At 61.6% G+C, this 16,595-nt stretch carries 14 protein-coding genes; 5 read left to right on the top strand and 9 right to left on the bottom strand.

Going from position 1 to position 16,595, the window contains the following annotated elements; all coding sequences use genetic code 11:
* Positions 1 to 132 precede the first annotated feature (132 nt).
* The 4 genes from hutI to G7Y31_RS04475 all read right to left on the bottom strand — a co-directional run bounded on the left by hutI (position 133) and on the right by G7Y31_RS04475 (position 5,740).
* The gene (gene hutI, locus G7Y31_RS04490; RefSeq protein ID WP_165009001.1) at positions 133 to 1,326 is read right to left on the bottom strand and encodes an imidazolonepropionase; all 1,194 of its coding nucleotides are present in this window, start codon (positions 1,324 to 1,326) and stop codon (positions 133 to 135) included.
* Positions 1,327 to 1,426: 100 nt separating this feature from the next.
* The gene (locus G7Y31_RS04485) at positions 1,427 to 3,103 is read right to left on the bottom strand and encodes a urocanate hydratase (protein ID WP_165008999.1); all 1,677 of its coding nucleotides are present in this window, start codon (positions 3,101 to 3,103) and stop codon (positions 1,427 to 1,429) included.
* 243 nt (positions 3,104 to 3,346) lie between these two features.
* Positions 3,347 to 4,915 (bottom strand): histidine ammonia-lyase, encoded by a 1,569-nt coding sequence (gene hutH / locus G7Y31_RS04480; protein ID WP_165008997.1) that lies wholly within the window; start codon positions 4,913 to 4,915, stop codon positions 3,347 to 3,349.
* Between the two features lie 66 nt (positions 4,916 to 4,981).
* Complete coding sequence (locus G7Y31_RS04475; protein ID WP_196823618.1) at positions 4,982 to 5,740, bottom strand: IclR family transcriptional regulator; 759 nt, start codon at positions 5,738 to 5,740, stop codon at positions 4,982 to 4,984.
* A gap of 48 nt (positions 5,741 to 5,788) precedes the next feature.
* Between G7Y31_RS04475 and hutG the strand changes: the two genes are divergently transcribed.
* Both hutG and G7Y31_RS04465 read left to right on the top strand, forming a co-directional pair.
* A complete protein-coding gene (gene hutG, locus G7Y31_RS04470) occupies positions 5,789 to 6,829 on the top strand; it encodes a formimidoylglutamase (protein WP_165008995.1) in 1,041 nt (346 codons plus the stop codon).
* Between the two features lie 3 nt (positions 6,830 to 6,832).
* Positions 6,833 to 7,591: an HNH endonuclease gene (locus G7Y31_RS04465; RefSeq protein ID WP_165008993.1), complete on the top strand. Its 759-nt coding sequence runs from the start codon at positions 6,833 to 6,835 to the stop codon at positions 7,589 to 7,591.
* Here G7Y31_RS04465 and G7Y31_RS04460 read toward each other — a convergent pair whose 3' ends face one another.
* Positions 7,592 to 8,548, bottom strand: a complete 957-nt coding sequence (locus tag G7Y31_RS04460) for a DNA cytosine methyltransferase (protein WP_165008991.1) — start codon at positions 8,546 to 8,548, stop codon at positions 7,592 to 7,594.
* A 216-nt stretch (positions 8,549 to 8,764) separates the two neighbouring features.
* Here G7Y31_RS04460 and G7Y31_RS04455 point away from each other — a divergent pair, with 216 nt between their 5' ends.
* Entirely contained in the window at positions 8,765 to 9,853 is a 1,089-nt protein-coding gene (locus tag G7Y31_RS04455) for an alkene reductase (RefSeq protein ID WP_165008989.1), read from the top strand.
* A 29-nt stretch (positions 9,854 to 9,882) separates the two neighbouring features.
* Here G7Y31_RS04455 and G7Y31_RS04450 read toward each other — a convergent pair whose 3' ends face one another.
* Complete coding sequence (locus G7Y31_RS04450) at positions 9,883 to 11,121, bottom strand: MFS transporter (RefSeq protein WP_165008987.1); 1,239 nt, start codon at positions 11,119 to 11,121, stop codon at positions 9,883 to 9,885.
* Positions 11,122 to 11,370: 249 nt separating this feature from the next.
* On the opposite strand from G7Y31_RS04450, the gene G7Y31_RS04445 reads away from it, so the two are divergent.
* A complete protein-coding gene (locus G7Y31_RS04445) occupies positions 11,371 to 11,958 on the top strand; it encodes a hypothetical protein (RefSeq protein ID WP_196823617.1) in 588 nt (195 codons plus the stop codon).
* Here G7Y31_RS04445 and G7Y31_RS04440 read toward each other — a convergent pair.
* From G7Y31_RS04440 to G7Y31_RS04430, 3 genes are all read right to left on the bottom strand, one after another.
* Positions 11,942 to 12,859 carry a hypothetical protein gene (locus G7Y31_RS04440; protein ID WP_165008983.1) on the bottom strand — a complete coding sequence of 306 codons (918 nt, stop codon included), beginning with the start codon at positions 12,857 to 12,859 and terminating at the stop codon, positions 11,942 to 11,944. The genes G7Y31_RS04445 and G7Y31_RS04440 overlap by 17 nt on opposite strands.
* A gap of 35 nt (positions 12,860 to 12,894) precedes the next feature.
* The gene (locus G7Y31_RS04435; protein ID WP_165008981.1) at positions 12,895 to 13,776 is read right to left on the bottom strand and encodes a DNA primase; all 882 of its coding nucleotides are present in this window, start codon (positions 13,774 to 13,776) and stop codon (positions 12,895 to 12,897) included.
* A 63-nt stretch (positions 13,777 to 13,839) separates the two neighbouring features.
* Complete coding sequence (locus G7Y31_RS04430; protein ID WP_165008979.1) at positions 13,840 to 15,525, bottom strand: carboxylesterase/lipase family protein; 1,686 nt, start codon at positions 15,523 to 15,525, stop codon at positions 13,840 to 13,842.
* A gap of 151 nt (positions 15,526 to 15,676) precedes the next feature.
* On the opposite strand from G7Y31_RS04430, the gene G7Y31_RS04425 reads away from it, so the two are divergent.
* The gene (locus G7Y31_RS04425) at positions 15,677 to 16,507 is read left to right on the top strand and encodes a hypothetical protein (RefSeq protein WP_165008977.1); all 831 of its coding nucleotides are present in this window, start codon (positions 15,677 to 15,679) and stop codon (positions 16,505 to 16,507) included.
* The last annotated feature ends 88 nt before the right edge of the window (positions 16,508 to 16,595 follow it).

Raw genomic sequence — 16,595 nt, 5'->3', positions numbered from 1 at the left:
CAAATGATTGGCATTAGATGTTGCCGGGAAGCAGGTGCGCCCCCAACGCAACTGCTCCCAATTATTACCCGGTCAGACCTCGTTGTCTACCCCTTTTTTCCTCACAGGGGTAAACCAGGGGTGCCCCGGGTTTTAGCCGTACACGCGCTTGCCTGCCACGTAGGTCTGATACGTCAGCGGCATCCCTGGCCGGTAAGCCAGGTCAATGGCGTTGGCGGTATCCAATACGTGCAGGTCAGCGCTCGCACCGGCCACCAGCGTCCCCTTAGCGGGCCGGCCCTGCGGGTCACGTCCGTCGCCCGCATCATGGCGCCGCAAAGCCTTAGCTCCCCCGGTGGTCGCCGCGGCAATGGCCTCATCAAGGGTCAGGTGCTGCTGCAGCACGGCGGTAGCCACACAGAAATTCATGGAGGAGGTATACGACGTGCCAGGGTTGAGGTTGGAGGCAATGGCCACGGTAGCCCCGGCATCGAGAAGCTGACGGCCCGGCGCCAACGGCTGGCGGGTAGACAGGTCGCAGGCAGGCAGCAGGGTGGCCACGGTGTCGGAGCCTGCCAGAGCGGCTATGTCGGCGTCGCTGAGGTAGTTGACATGGTCTACCGATGCCGCCCCCAGCTCCACCGCCAGCGCCACTCCAGGTCCCTGGCCCAGCTGGTTGCCGTGCACCCGCAGGCCCAGGCCCGCCTCACGGCCGGCCTCCAGGACCCTGCGGGACTGCTGCTGGTCAAAAGCTCCCCTCTCGCAGAACACATCTATCCACTGTGCGTGTGCGGCCACGGCATCCAACATGGGCCCCACCACCTCTGCCAGGTAGGCTTCGGCATCTGCCCCCGGTGGGACCAAGTGCGCCCCTAGGAAGGTCACGTCATCGACATATTGCGCGGCCACTTCCGCAGCCAGCAGCTCAGATTCGGTGTTGAGCCCATAGCCAGTCTTAGTCTCAAAGGTGGTAGTACCCCCGGCGTGGCCGGCAGCAATGCGCTCGCGCACTAGAGCTTCCAGGCGCTCGCGCCCAGCGCTGCGCGTGGCTTCCATGGTCACGGCGATGCCGCCCGCTGCATAGTCCTGGCCAGCCATCCGGGCTTCAAACTCCGCCCCGCGGTCGCCATCAAAGACCATGTGGGTATGGGAGTCCACCCACCCGGGCAAAACGGCGCGCCCGCCTAGATCTACAACAGAGTCCGCGGCATCCGCAGCTACCGGGCAATCGTGTGCAGCACCCACCCACTCGATGGTGCCGTCACTGACCACCAAGGCAGCCTCCGGGATAGTCCCTGCCACAGAGACAGTACGCAGCTCAGAAATTCCGGTAAATAGTGTCCTCATTACAGGCATCTTTCCTTTCCAGAAGGGCTTGAGTCCAGGCGGGCTTGAGCCTCTACTCACCTCTACGCAGCCAGCGCCAGCCAGGCGGCAACTAGAGGAACTAGTCGCGCGCGTGGAAGGGCATGGGGATGCGCACGCCGCGCTCATCGGCTACTTCCTTGGCGCGGGTATAGCCGGCATCCACGTGGCGGATAACGCCCATGCCAGGGTCATTTGTCAGCACTGCACGCAGCTTGGCGGCAGCCAACTCGGTTCCATCAGCAACAGAGACCTGGCCGGCGTGGATGGACCGGCCCATGCCCACGCCACCGCCGTGGTGGATGGACACCCAGGTCGCACCGGAGGACACCGCGGTCATGGCGTTGAGCAGCGGCCAGTCAGCAACGGCGTCGGTGCCGTCCAGCATGGCCTCGGTTTCGCGGTAGGGCGAGGCCACCGAACCAGAATCCAGGTGGTCACGGCCAATGACAATCGGCGCGGAAATCTTGCCCTCAGCCACCAGCTCATTAAACCGCAGGCCGGCCTTGTGGCGCTCGTTGTAGCCCAACCAGCAGATGCGTGCTGGCAGACCCTCAAACTCCACGTACTCCTCGGCGGCATCCAGCCAGTTGTGCAGGTGGGTGTTGTCCGGGAAGAGTTCCTTCAAAGCCTGGTCGGTGACCCGAATGTCTTCCGGGTCACCGGAGAGTGCGGCCCAGCGGAACGGGCCCAGCCCCTCACAGAACAGCGGCCGGATATAGGCCGGCACAAAGCCTGGGAACTCAAAGGCGCGGGTGTAGCCAGCGTGGCGGGCCTCATCACGGATGGAATTGCCGTAGTCAAAGACCTCAGCGCCTTCGTCTTGGAACTCCACCATCGCCTGGACCTGCGCGGCCATGGACTCCCGGGCCTTCTTGGTAAAGGTCACCGGGTCCGCCTTGGCCTCAGCGTGCCAGTCTTCGACGGTGATTTCGGTGGGCAGGTAACTCAGCGGATCATGCGCAGAGGTCTGGTCCGTGACCACATCCACGGTAAATTCCCCGGCGCGCTGGCGGCGCAGGACCTCGGGGAATACTTCCGCGGCGTTGCCCACCAGGCCCACGGACAGCGGCTTGCGGGCTTCCTTGGCTTCCAGCACCAGCTTGAGGGCCTGGTCCAAGTCAGTGACTACCTCATCCAGGTAGCGCTTGGACTGGCGGCGCTTCAGGCGGGACTCATCGACGTCGACAATTAGCACCGCACCCCCGTTGAGCGTGACGGCTAGCGGCTGAGCGCCGCCCATGCCGCCGCAGCCGCCTGTGAGGGTGAACGTACCGGCCAGGGTGCCGCCGAAGCGCTTTTTAGCCACGGCGGCAAAGGTCTCATAGGTGCCCTGCAAAATGCCTTGGGTGGCGATGTAGATCCAGGATCCGGCGGTCATCTGGCCGTACATCATCAGGCCCTCTTCCTCCAGGGCCCTGAAGTGTTCCCAGTTGGCCCAGTCGCCCACCAGGTTGGAGTTGGCCAGGATTACGCGCGGTGCCCACTCGTTAGTCTTCCAAATACCCACGGGCTTGCCGGACTGGATCAGCAACGTCTCGTCTGCTTCCAGATCCTTGAGGGATTCCACAATCGCGTCGAAGGCCTCCCAGTTGCGGGCGGCTTTGCCGGTGCCGCCGTAGACCACCAGGTCTTCGGGGCGCTCGGCCACCTCCGGGTCCAGATTGTTCATGAGCATGCGCAGTGGGGCTTCGGTCTGCCAAGACTTGGCATTGAGTTCCACTCCGCGGGGGGCGCGGACTTCACGGGCCTGGGACATGGGCTTCTACACTCCTTCGGTGGTGCTGGGACAGTTGTATCTGCATGGACTTGTTCCGGAAAGCTCAAGCGTGCCACCGGTGCGAAGTGGGGCCGGTTGTCCGGGGCTGTCCCCCTCTTCGCGGGCCTGGCGTGTAAGCAATGCGCCTTCCGCCTCCTAATGTAAGTCAGCACACACCTACACTCCTAGGCCCACGGCCCTCCAGGTGTCTGAAATGCAAGACACCCCAGCTCGGCACCGCTTTTAGCGGAGCTTGCCGATGGCCCCCTCTACCGCAGCCAGCAGCGATCCGTCCTGCACCAGGGCCACCGTGGCCTCAATCTCCGGGGACAAGAAACGGTCCGTACCCGGCCCAGGGACCTCCTGGCGCAAGCGCTCAATGACCGCACCCGTGCCCGTCGCAGGGGTGCCCTCCCGCATATCAACCGCGCGCGCCGCGGTGAGAATTTCGATGGCCAGCACACGCTGCAAACCATCGACGGCCTTGCGCAGCTTGCGGGCGGCCGCCCACCCCATGGAGACGTGATCTTCTTGCATAGCCGAAGACGGAATAGAATCCGCCGAGGCCGGATTAGCCAAGCGCTTAAGCTCACTAACTATCCCCGCCTGGGTGTATTGGGCAATCATGTGGCCCGAGTCCACGCCAGGGTCATCAGCCAAGAAGGCATTGAGGCCCCGGTTGCGGGCCGGGTCCAAGAAACGATCCGTGCGGCGTTCCGAAATGGAGGCCAGATCCGCGGTAACCACAGCCAAAAAGTCCAGGGCATAAGCCACCGGCGCGCCGTGGAAGTTGCCATTAGAGACCACGCGGCCGTCCTTAGTGACCACCGGGTTATCCACCGCGCTGGCCAGCTCCCGGCCCGCTACGAGCTCCGTGTGGGCCAGAGTATCCCGAAAGCCACCAGCCACCTGCGGGGCGCAGCGCACCGAGTAGGCGTCTTGCACCTGATTCTTCTTGAACTCCTCTAGCGCCCCAGCCAGGATCTCGGATCCCTGCGCCACCTGCAGAATGTTCGCCGCAGAATCCGCCTGGCCCGGATGCGGACGCAACTGCTGTAAATCATCGGCAAAGACCACCAAGGTACCCAGCAGACCTTCAACGGTGAGGGCCGTGGCGACATCGGCAAGCTTGGCCGCCTCACGCAAATCCACAATGGCCAGGCACAACTGGCCCAGCATGCCATCGGTGCCATTGATCAGGGCCAAGCCTTCCTTCTCCCGCAACTGCAACGGGGCAATGCCAGCCTCCGCCAAGGCACTGGCTGAATCTTGCACCTGACCGCCCTTGACACGCACCTGCCCCTCCCCCAGCAAAGCCAGGGCGCAGTGGGACAGCGGCGCCAAATCACCCGAGCACCCCAGGGAGCCATACTCGCGCACCACCGGGGTAATGCCTGCATTGAGCACATCGCAGTAGGTCTGCGCCACCACCGGGCGCACCCCGGTCCGGCCCGTGCACAGGGTGGACAGGCGCAGCAACATCAGCGCGCGGATAACTTCTTCTTCAACCTCCGGACCAGACCCGGCCGCATGGGAGCGCACCAGGGACAACTGCAGCTGAGCGCGCATTTGCTCCGGGATATGGCGCCGGGCCAGGGCCCCAAAGCCAGTAGAAATGCCATAGACCGGCGTGGGGTCTTGGGCCAGTTCGTCTACTCGCTCGCGGGTAGCGGCAATGCCGTCAAGTGCTTCGGGGTCAATGGCCACAGCCGCGCCATAGCGGGCCACCGCCACCACCTCTTCGATACTCAACGCACCAATTCCAACGGTGACGGTGGTCAGGGACTTGGGATCTACAGGGGTCTGAGACATGAATACTCCTCGGTAAAAGTGCAAACGGGGTATTCGCGCGACAGCCAGACGCGACTAGGCGCAATCCTACCGCAGCGGCGCCCGCGCGCCTGCTTTGTGGCCGTACATCTTCTGCCCCACTCGCGCCGCCAGCGCCTGCAGGCTCGTCAGCGCTGCTTGCCGTGCAGCTTCGGTGGGCTTTCCCACCGGGTACGTCACCGCCACGGCTGCGGCCGGCCTGCCCACATGGTCCACAATGGGCACCGCCAACGATGCCTGCCCGCGGGAGACCTCCTCATCCTCGCTATCCCAACCCCGCTCGGCTACCTGCGCCAGGTGCTGCTTCATCGCCTGCCAGCCGGACCCGGCACCAAACGCCGCGCGTACTTCCGACTCCGGCAACAGCGACAGCATCGCCCGCCCAGACGCCGTCTTATGCGCCTGCAGCCGCACCCCCACCTCTGTGACCAGGGATACCGCCCCCGGCGCGCGCACCTCTTGCAGGTAGACCACCTCCGTGCCAGCCATGCGCGATAAGTGCCCGGACCCGCCCACATTCAATGCAATCTTCTCAAGGTCTTTAGTTACCAAGCGCACCAGCGGCTGCTGCGTAGAATAGGCGCTGGCCATCGCATAAGCTGCCAAGCCCAGACCATAGGTTTGGTTTTCTGGAATGTGCACCACAAATCCGGCCTCCACCAGCTCTGCTAGCAGGTGGTAGGTTGTCGAACGCGGCAGGGACAACTCCGTGCGGATCCTGCTCGCGGAGACCGGAACATCAATGGTCGATAGCAGTTTGAGTATGGCCAGCGTGTTGCGCGCCGCAGGCACCTGTGGTTTTCGCACGCGCCCATACTAGCGCGGCCGCCCCCGGTACAGCTACCATGCAGGTGCATGAATACCGTTTCTGCCCCTGAGCTCTACACCCCTGCGCCAGGCTGGTCCGGGCGCGATGACGGCCCCGGTCGGGCGCACGCCCGCTGGCACAGCGTGATTAGCTCCGCCACTATGTCTGCCGATGCCGCCGATGCCACCACTGCCACCACTGGCGAGGCCCCTTCTGCCCTCCCACAGGCTGGCGTCGCCCTCCTCGGCTTCGCCTCCGATGAAGGCGTGGCCCGCAATGGCGGGCGCCAGGGTGCCGCAGCGGGCCCAGATGCCCTGCGTTCCGCGTTATCCTCACTGGCTATCCACCACCCCCGCGCACTCTACGATGCCGGAACCATCACCACCCAAGGCGAGGACTTAGAGTCCGCCCACGTGGCCCTGTCCGCGCACGTCGCGCGCCTGCGCCAGGCCGGCAACCTGGTCATTGTCCTCGGTGGCGGGCATGAGACCGCGTTCGGTTCCCATCGTGGCGCTTACCAGGCCGCTGACCGTCAGCCACTGCAGATTATCAACCTGGACGCACATTTTGACCTGCGCACCGCCACCCGCGCCACTTCCGGCACCCCCTTCAAGCAGATCGCGGACCTTATCCACGCGGACCATCCACAGACCCCTGCTGCCTTCGACTACACGGTGCTGGGAATCTCCCGGCCCAATAACACTGCCGTCCTCTTTGAGACCGCCGCTGAACTCGGCGTGCGCGTGGTCGAAGACACCTCCCTGCTGGACAGTCCCGCTGGTGCTGCGGCCATTGCTGCCGATGCCGCCGCTACTTCCACCGCCCCCATCCATCTGTCCATTGACCTCGATGTCCTTCCCGCCGCCGAGGCCCCCGGCGTTTCCGCGCCAGCCGGGCTGGGGGTGCCGTTTACTCACATTCGCGCCATGGCGCTAGCCATCGCCGCCACCGGCCGCCTGGCCCTGGTGGACATAGTCGAACTCAACCCCACCTACGACATCGACTCCCGCACCGCCCGCCTGGCCGCCCGGCTCATCGAGGACATCGTAGCCACGCACCTAATGGCGACCTCACATCAGGAGTTTTAAAACATGTCTGGCTTTGATTTCGTACCTGCTGACCAAGAGTACCCCGTAGAAGCGTATGCGCCTGATGGAACACTCTGGTGGAAGTCGTCCATACGCGGAGCAACCGGGGCCGTCCCCCGCATGGCATCGTGGCTGCGGTGGAACGTGGAACTCGGAGGCAGATTCTCAACCCGTCAACTGCGTGACACTCTGGATATTTCTAACGAGCATGCACAGCGCCGCCAGCGTGAGCTGCGTGATTATGGGTGGGAATACTTATCCGCAAAAGAAGAGCCAAGTCTCGGCGAAGAGTGCATTCTAGAGAAATACGGCTGGTGGCCTGGCGAGGGGCAGCGCCCCAAACGAGACACTATTTCCGCCAAAGTTCGCCGACAAGTCATCGAGCGAGACGGCGGGCGTTGCGTATTGTGTGGACGTGCCGCGGGCGAAAAATACGAAGATGGTTCTGTGGTCGTGCTGACTGCGGGACACATCAAGGCCAATTCGCATGGTGGCGCTGCCAGCTTAGATAATCTGCAAACTGAGTGCAGAGTCTGCAACGAATCTGCTCGAGCCGACACGGGTTCAGCCTCCGAGCCGGAGGCAGTAATCGAGCAAGTTAAAAACCTCAAGAAGGCAGATCGTTTGGAATTGCTGGCATGGATCCGATCAGGCCGCCGTAGTCGCAGCAACTTGGACCGCGCTTACGATGAATACCGATTGGGCGGTCCGTTAGTGCAAGAAGCCGTTCGCTCCTACTTAGAAAAAGTGGAAGGCCGCTAATCACTGTTGAGCATCGGTTAACTCAAAGGCATTGCGGATTTGCTTCCCGACCGCTTCGGCAACCGGCGGTGGAAAGGCGTTGCCAATCTGGCGGCAGGCATTCGTCTTTCGCCCAGTGATTTCCCACGAGTCCGGAAATCCTTGGATACGGGCTAGCATCTTCGGCGTCATGCGCGGCTGGCCAGTAAATCCGGCCTCCGGTGCCTCATCCGCAATTGTGGTGCCGATGACGTTCATCTCTAACCACGCCCGGCGGGCTCGCGTCGGCCCCAGATCTGGGCCGCCATGCTTCTTGGAACCACCAACAAGCGTGGGAGCAATTTTATTAGCCCCCTTAGCCCAGGCCTCTGCCCCCTCCCAGCCGTTGGCTGCCATGAGATCTCCAACGGTCTCACCAACTGTCGGAGCCTTCTCCGGATGCTTTTCCGGCCACGCAAAGTTGTCCCAGTCCTCCGGTTTAAGTGCAACAAGGATGGCGCGAGGGCGAAGTTGCGGGACACCATAATCTGCAGCTTTAATCAGCTGCCACTCTCCGACGTACCCTGCCTTGTCCAGCCGTGTCAGAATCTCTTGGCGGTATTCCTCAAATTTAGGTTCCATGAGTCCGCGAACGTTTTCCAGCATGACACCACGCGGCTTGATTTGCTCAATCAGCTCGATGGCACGGGTAAAAAGGTCCCTTTCATCATCTTTGCCCAGCTGTTTCCCAGCGACGCTAAACGGAGGGCACGGCACTCCACCCGCAAACAAGTCCACACCAAAGTACTCAGGGGTCGGTTCCCACTCGTTTAGGTCCGCTTGCAGTACATTCCACTCAGGGCGGTTGTGCCTGAGCGTATTTGTGCCCCAGCTCTCCAACTCAATCAGCAGCTCATGGTCAAAACCCGCCATCTCTAGGCCCAATGCTTGTCCACCCGCCCCGGCGCAGACCTCGATTGAGGAGTAGTTCTGACCCATAGTGCGATCCTTCCTGGCTATTCTCGAACCCTATAACGGTCCCTACCGCGAGATTATTGCAATCGAGCGCTAAGAGTACCCGAACAGCACCCCATTCCATTGAATCTCTTCGAACATATATCGCATAATGACCTGAGCCAGAGCCCCTGCTACCAAGAATCAGTCCGTGCCCGAGTGACAGGGAATTTTGACGCCGCCGCCCCCGTTGAACTGGCCATGACTGAACTTTTTACTCCCCTACAAGTGGGACGCTACGAGCTGGGTAATCGAGTGACCATGGCGGCACTAACGCGCTCGCGCGCCGGGGAAACCGGAGTGCCCACGCAGCTGCACGCCCAGTACTACTCCCAGCGCGCCAGCGCTGGGCTGGTGGTGACTGAAGGCGTATTCCCAGCGGTAAGTTGCCGGGCATTCCCGGGCCAAGGGGGCATCGGCAATGATGCGCAACAGCAGGGATGGACACAGGTAGCAGAGGCGGTGCACGCGGCAGGCGGCACCATCTTCATGCAAATCATGCACGGCGGCAGGCTCTCCCTGCCGGGGCTGCTGGAAGGCGCCCAGCCGGAGGCTCCGTCAGCCATTGCGCCGGAGGGCGTGAGCTTGCGCGACTTTGAAGGCCGAAAGGAAGTGGGCATTCCGCGCGCGTTGGAAGAATCTGAAATACCGCGAGTCATCGAGTCTTTCCGGGCTGCGGCCCGGCGCGCCATTGACGCAGGGATAGATGGCGTGGAAATCCACGGCGCTAATGGCTACTTGCTCCACCAATTCTTGGCTCCAGCGGCAAACAGGCGCACCGATGGCTACGGCGGCAGCCCACAGGCACGGTATCGCTTGGTAGAAGAGATCCTGCGCGCTGTGGCCGGCGAGATTGGTGCGGACCGGGTAGGACTGAGACTCTCCCCAGAACACAACATCCAAGCACTGATCGAAAACGACCGGGCGGACGTGCTGGCCACCTACGGCGGGTTAATTGATGCCGTAGCGGATATGGGACTGGCGTATATCTCCATCCTGCACGCTGACCCGGCCGGGGAACTGGTGGAAGAACTATCGTTGCGCGCTCGCGCCAATGGGCGCACCAAGGTGATTATCAACCGGGGCTTTGGGGAGCCAACGTCCTTCGAGTCGGCCCAGGAGCTCCAAGCACTGCCCTATGTGGATGCAGTGGCAGTGGGCCGTAACTTCATTGCCAACCCGGACCTGACGCGCCGGTGGCAGGAGGGCTTGGAGCTCAATGAGCCGGACCCGCAGACGTTCTATACCCCGGGGCCGGAGGGTTACACAGATTATCCGGTGCACCCTTAACGCAAGGCGTAACTAGAACTAGGGGCGTACTACAGCGGGGCGCGTTGAACCTTGGCGGGGTCTTTAGCCAGTGGTTCGCGGGCCCAGAGCCAGCCAAGAATGCCTAGCAGCGCGATGAGGGCGCTAGAGCCGAAGGCGACGCCAAAGCCATAGGTATCTGCCAAGAAGCCGATAACAATCGGGCCGAGAATTTGGCCTAAATCACCAGCCATTTGGAAACCGGAGAGCACCTGGCCACCAGAGCGTTGCGAACCCACGATATCTGCCAAAGTAGCCTGCTGCGCAGGATTGATTAACCCAGAGGCTGCGCCGGCAAGCACGGAAATCACCAGCAGCGAAGCCACGTTGTCCGCAAACCCCAAAACGCCCACAAAGATGCCGGAGCCCAACAGACCAGAAATGATAAGTGGCTTGCGCCCCAGGGCGTCTGCCCACCGGCCAGAGAATTGCAACACCACGGCGTTGCCAGCGGCGAAGGCAGCCAAGGCAATACCCGAAGTGGCTGCACCATTATGGAAGACAGCTGCAGCAAAGAGTGGCAGGACAGAAACTCGCACGCCAAGGTTAATCCAACTGTGGGCGAATCCAGACATCAAGCTGGCGCGAAAGGCCGTGTCCGCCCACGCCTCACGAAGAGTCATTGCGGGCAAGGCTTGTGCTTGCTGGGTCGCGGCATCCTCCGCAGGCATGAGCACCCAGACGATGAGTGCTGCCAAAGCGACACCAATGCCGTAGATGAGGAACGGCCACCGAAAGCCCAAGAATGCTAGGGCCGCGCCCAGGAGTGGCCCGGCTATATTACCCAGGAGAAAGGCGGTGGCATAGAGCGCAGAACAACGCCCACGGATGTGCGGCGGCGAGTGCTTGACTATGAGCCCCATTGCAGAAACCGTGAACATAGTGGAACCAATGCCAGCTATGGTGCGCAGGATGAGAATGTGTAGATATTCCTGAGCAAGGGCAACTGCCCCAGTGGCCACGGCGACGACAAATAATCCCGTGATGTAGACCCGGCGGCTGCCAATGCGATTGACCAGCGCCCCCGATGCTGGGGCGAAGAGCAAGCGGGAGGCGGCAAAAGCTGAAACCACGAAGCCGGCCGCGGCCATGGAAACGTCGAAGCTGACGATGAACTGCGGCAATAGTGGGGCGATCAGGCCGTATCCGATAGCGATGACAAAGGCTGCGGCAACCATAATCCAGATCTCCCGTGGAATGGTGGAAGTCGGTTCTGGTGCGGTGTCAGCTGTATGGAGTGCGTCCGTCATTATGTTGTGAGCTTAAGTGTTGAGGATAAAGGATGAAAAAATCGAACATTCGAGCGAAGATCTTGGCTAGTGGTGACACTGATGTCCAGGCTGGGATCTAAGCTGCCAACCATGAAGCACATTTACGCACCACATTATTCCAATCTCACATCTGGTTCGAGTTCTCACCCCACGTCCAATCACGGTTCCAGTCCCGGAACCAGCCACAACTCCGATCGCGGACCGGGTCGGGGCCTACTGACCGGGGTCATGTCCATGGCTTCACGCATTAGCAGGTCCCAGGCTTCTGGCAGGCCGCAGGATTCTGGCAGGTCCCAGTCCCCTGGCAGGCACGGGGATCCGCCCCGTCCGGCGCTGGCTGGAATCGCCGGGCAATGGGACGCCGCGGGTTTGCGCGCCCACATCGCGCGCACGCAACGGCCCACCCTGCAATCGGCGGAGTCCATACTCACTCACCCACGCAGCCTCGCCCGGCCGGTTCCGGATTGGCGCCCGCCCACGCTACGCTTGCCCGCCGTGGGAGAGTTTCCTTCTTTGAACCTGGCGCTAACGCGCTATCGCGTGGGACCACGGGTCAAGGCGCGACTACGCGGATACGGCGAGCCCCGGGTACCGGCCTTCCTCGTTGTGGCCCGGTTATCAGACCCGCAGGGGCGCACCACCGATGGCCGCCTAACCCACGCGTGGGTGTCTTGCCTGGTCCAGCCGGAGTCCTCCCACGTTGTCCATGAAATCACTTCCAGCTCTAGCGCAACGTTCGTGTGGCTAGTAGACCGCGACTACACCCCGGTGGCTTCCCCATTATCCCTGTTCGAGGACTTTAGCGCAGCCGCCTAAGTCTATGACACGGACGCCGGGACCTCCTGCGAGGGACATCGGAGGAAGCATCTTGGTCTACACCCCGGTGTGAGGAGCGCCGCGAGGCCTCCAAAGTCTCTAACTCGCTAGCCGAGCACAGCACGCACCGCAGGCGCTGCTCGTTGCCCCAAAAAGTAAACATCTTGCGGGTCAACGGCGGCATGTAGCGCGCGGCAACTGCGGCAATGATCAAGGTATAGGTCTTGTCTACCACACCAGAGACCAGGCTTTGCAGCCAGATGGCAGAGGTAGTGTCAAAGTGCAGGTAGATGAAGTAATTGGTTAAGTCATTGGAGCCAGGCAACAACGGGCCAATGAGGCCGTAGTTGACGGTCAGGGCGCTAATAACGCCTGAGATAAGACCGAGTGCGGCCCCATAAGCCATGACCCGGCCAAGGGTGCTCAACTGCTTGCGTTCAGCCAGGTACGCCACGGCCAGGCACAGCACCACTTCGCCAATCAGGTGCGGCAGCATCACGGGAGTAGAAAACCCCCACAGCAACACAGTTAGTGAACCCACGATCAGCCCTAGCAGTGGCCCGCCCACAATGGCAGCGAACGCGGTGCCAATACTATCCCCGTAGAAAGGCAACCCCAGGCTCACCATCACACTCGCCAGCGCTAAGTTCAGGGTTACTAATGCCGGTACGGCGAGGATGAAACGATCTGGGACCGTGCCAAATCCAGCAGCGAAGAAGCATGCAGTGGCCAGGGCCGCCAACGCCCACATAGCTTTACCCAAACTCGAGTCGAAAGCTGAATTAAAGCCGTACTCCGGGAAAGAACTATTAGCGAAAGCCAGCAGCCACAACACCATGACGGCTGCCAGGCCGACAATGGTGCATGCTCGTCGCCACAGAGTGAGGGAATTGAAATACATAGTTAGGAAAGTCACTGGATAAGCAAAGAGCTATATCATAGCTCAGCGCTGGAGTCCCCGTCGAGGTCTTCGCCGTCATTGAGGCCATCGCCATCGTCGATATCCTCGCCATCGTAGAAGACATCCGCGTCATCATCGTCGGCACCGAAGATGTCGTAAACGTCGGGCTCATCAAAGTCATCCTCATCGAAGGCCACCAGCTGTGCTTCCCAATCGGCTGCTTGCTCCGAAACTAGCGAGAGGACGTCAAAGAGGCGATCAAAGTCGGTGTAGGTACCCAGCTCCAAGGTCTCCGCGGGTACCTCAATGATGGGACCAGCTAGTTCACCGTCCAGGCTGGACAGCACAGCTAGCTGCTCGTCCAGACTTAAGTCCGGCACCACAGCGCGTGTCTGGGCACCTTCGATGTTGGGGTCAGCGTCGCAAGCTGTGGAATCTTGCCCGGCGTAGTCTTCTTCTGCGAAGTCAAAAGCAACAAAGCGCACGATGGCGCTGGGAGTGCCATCGATGGACTCCACCAACACCCGCAACTCCGAGTCCTGGGCAACCTCCGCTACCACCAAGTTTGGATTGAACTCGTCTTGCTGGAACTCCAGCTCCGCAATGCGCTCATCGGTTCCCTCTAGCAAATCCCGCAGCACGGTGACTACCTGATCTGTGGCAATGTGCCCGGCAACAGCCTCTACAGCGTCTTCCACTGAGAAAGCGACCGAGACCAGTACGGCCTCAAAGTCCTCGTCGTCTTCATCCACATCAGCAGCAGCGATGTAGACATTCGCAGCGGGAAGCAGGGGATCAATTTCCTGGAACTGAATCTCCAAGTCCGAGGTGATGGGCACGAACATGACCTCATCATGGACGCGGGACTCAATTCCTTCGGCATCAAGCGCCGTTGCAATGTCCTCAAAGAAACTCATGGTGATCCTTAAGCTAGATGGACTTATGGGCAAGCCAGCGGCTCCCATCGCCACAGCTTACCGCTAATCCAGCAGGCTGGTAATGAAATCAAGGGCCTCAACCAATTCTGGCCGCCCCGCGCCCCATTGGCGCATATTGTAGTCCTGCCAGGCCAGGCGTTTATCCGCCTTCGGATCACACACCACCGAGCTTTCCACATCGAAGCGGCGCACGGCCCGCAAGCCAACGTCAGCACCTGAATTGTCCCGGGCAGCTTCCAGACGCTGGGCTGGATCGCCACTATGAAACACCCTGTAGGCCGGCCACTGCGGGCCCGGATCCCCGGCATGGATGAACTGGCGCCAATGCTGTTGCATGGTCTGCGTCACCCCAGCAAAGTCTGCCGCGGATCCCATGCGTGTGAGCACCGAGATACGCGAGGCTTGGGCGTCGCCAAACAGGTGCGAAAGCTCCAGAGAATGCACCGCCCCCAACCCCAAAGCCCGCAGCACAACCGGAGCAAACTCGAAGCTATACATCCAGGTGGGATGGTGCACCGCATGAGCCTCAGCGACGGCAACGGCGGGTGCCCAAAAGAGGGCATCGGCAAGCAACTGCGCAAAATCAGAGCGGCTATGGGCACCGTTATACTGCGCCACCACCTCCTCGGCTGCAGCAGAGTCAAAGGAGCTTAGCAGGCGCACCCCGGCACGGCGGCGGGCCCGGGCGCGCTGGAACAAGAACTTGGCAAAGCTGGCCTCGTCAGCATTCGTCCCAATCAGCAGGGGCACCGGGGCCTGGGTGCCGGACTCGAAGACATCAATGGGGTGCTCCGGCAACAACTGGCGGTCAACGGTAGGCGCATAACACGAATTGAGGTGCAGTAACTCCTGCTTGCGCCACATCATTGACTGACCTGCGCGGACGATATCGGCAAAATCCTGGTCCTGCAAGTCCCGCACCGTACTCATCCGCGGCAAGGCCAGCCGGTTGACTAGCTCGCGCGCCCACAAAGTGGACTGAGCCCGGGAGTGCACCAAACTAATCGGAGGCGACTGGGCAATGGCCCGGTGGAACAGCCCTTGGGCTGCGGGGCTAGCCATCAGAGTCAGCACAGCAGCACCGCCAGCAGACTCCCCCATCACCGTCACGGCCTGCGGGTCACCACCAAAGGCAGCAATGTTATCGCGCACCCAGTGCAAGGCCAGAAGCTGATCGCTTAGCGCCGGGTTGGCACACGCCTGGCCTGCGAGGCTGCGCACGTCCAGGTAGCCCAAGGCACCCAGGCGAAAATTTACTGAAACATAGACCACATCTAAGTCGCGAGCCATGTTGAAACCGCGCAGCATGAACATGTGAGAAGAGCCCACGATGTAGGAGCCGCCGTGCAGGTACACCACCACCGGCAGCGTGCGGTCCGTGTCCGGGCGAACGATGTCCAGGTGCAGGCAATCCTCACTGCCTTCCACGCGCTCAGTCCAGGAATAGGTGGGCTGGGGTGCAACTGGACCAAATTCGCTGGCATCGCGCACCCCGGCCCAAGGCGGCACCGGGCGCGCGGCCTGGAAACGGGCTGGCCCGGCGGTGGTATCCCCAAAGTAGACCCCGCGCCAGGAGCGCACCCGGCTGCCGTCTTCTAGCTGCTCGTAGATGCCGCGCACATAACCGGCGGTGGTGGGCACGGTCAGGACATCGGCAGGCTGCGCAGAAGCTGAGCTGGCCGCTGGGTGGCCATTGGGTTGGGAGGCTGGGTGGGAATGGGCGCTCATACCTTCCACAGTAATTGCGTACACTGAAACAGGCAGACAATTTCACCGATTTATTAGCGTGAACCCAGCTAATACTTGCCCTGCGCTTAGCTGGGACTGAAATTTGAGCGCGCACACCCCGTGCGCCATCAGGATTTATTAAGGAGATTTTATGCTCGGCATTGACGTGAAGCCCTTTGCCAAGAACAAGAAGAACACCGGTAGCTCCCAAGCGGATGACGGCGCCGCAACCAGCGCCGAGGTGGAGGTCATTGACCATGTCTCAGAGGAAGAAGCTGCTGAGCTGAGCCGGCGCTTCCGCAGCCAGTGGGCGGATGAGAACTCCGATGGGGACCGCTTGTCCCGGGTTGTTTTGGGCACCCTTGACCGGGCGGTGGGGCTGCAGGCCTCGACCATTAGCAAGTACGTAGACGGGGTCAAGTCCCGCAACCCGCAGGCCAGTATGGCCGAGCGCCAAAAAGAGATTGACGGTCACTTCCTCCTCATCGTCACCGGAACCGGCGCGAGCGCTGGCGGCGCGGCGGCCGTGCCCGGCATTGGCTTTGTTACTGGCACCGCCGCCATTGCGGGTGAGTCCGTAGTGTTTTTGGAGGCCGCCACCTGGTACATCTTGGCTTCCGCCAAACTGCGCGGCATTGACATCAGCAGCAAGGATCTGCGCCGCGCCCTGGTGATGATGGTGCTCTCCGGTTCCCGGGGCACCGCGATTGTCGATACTTTCTTTAGCGAAGATGGCCAGGCCGCAGCCCTTGGCTCACTGACTAACGCCCGGGCACTGACCCGCTTTTCTGCCCCAACCCTGCAGGGCCTCAATGGCCGCCTGGCCAAGTCCTTTACCAAACAGGTGACCAAGCGCTTCAAATGGGCGTGGGTGGGCAAGCTGATGCCCCTGGGAATCGGCGCGGTGCTAGGCGGCGTGGCCAACCGCAAGCTAGCCCGTGTGGTCATGGACAACACTCATTCGCAACTCGATGCCGTCTAGGCCTGCAACCTAGGCAGGTTGGGCAGTCTTGGCAGCCCTGCCAGCCCTGGCTGCCCTGACAGCCTGAGCTTGCCGATGCCCCGGTTAG

The organism is Corynebacterium lizhenjunii (assembly GCF_011038655.2).
Lineage (GTDB): Bacteria > Actinomycetota > Actinomycetes > Mycobacteriales > Mycobacteriaceae > Corynebacterium > Corynebacterium lizhenjunii.
This window is presented reverse-complemented; position numbering and strand designations above follow the sequence as displayed.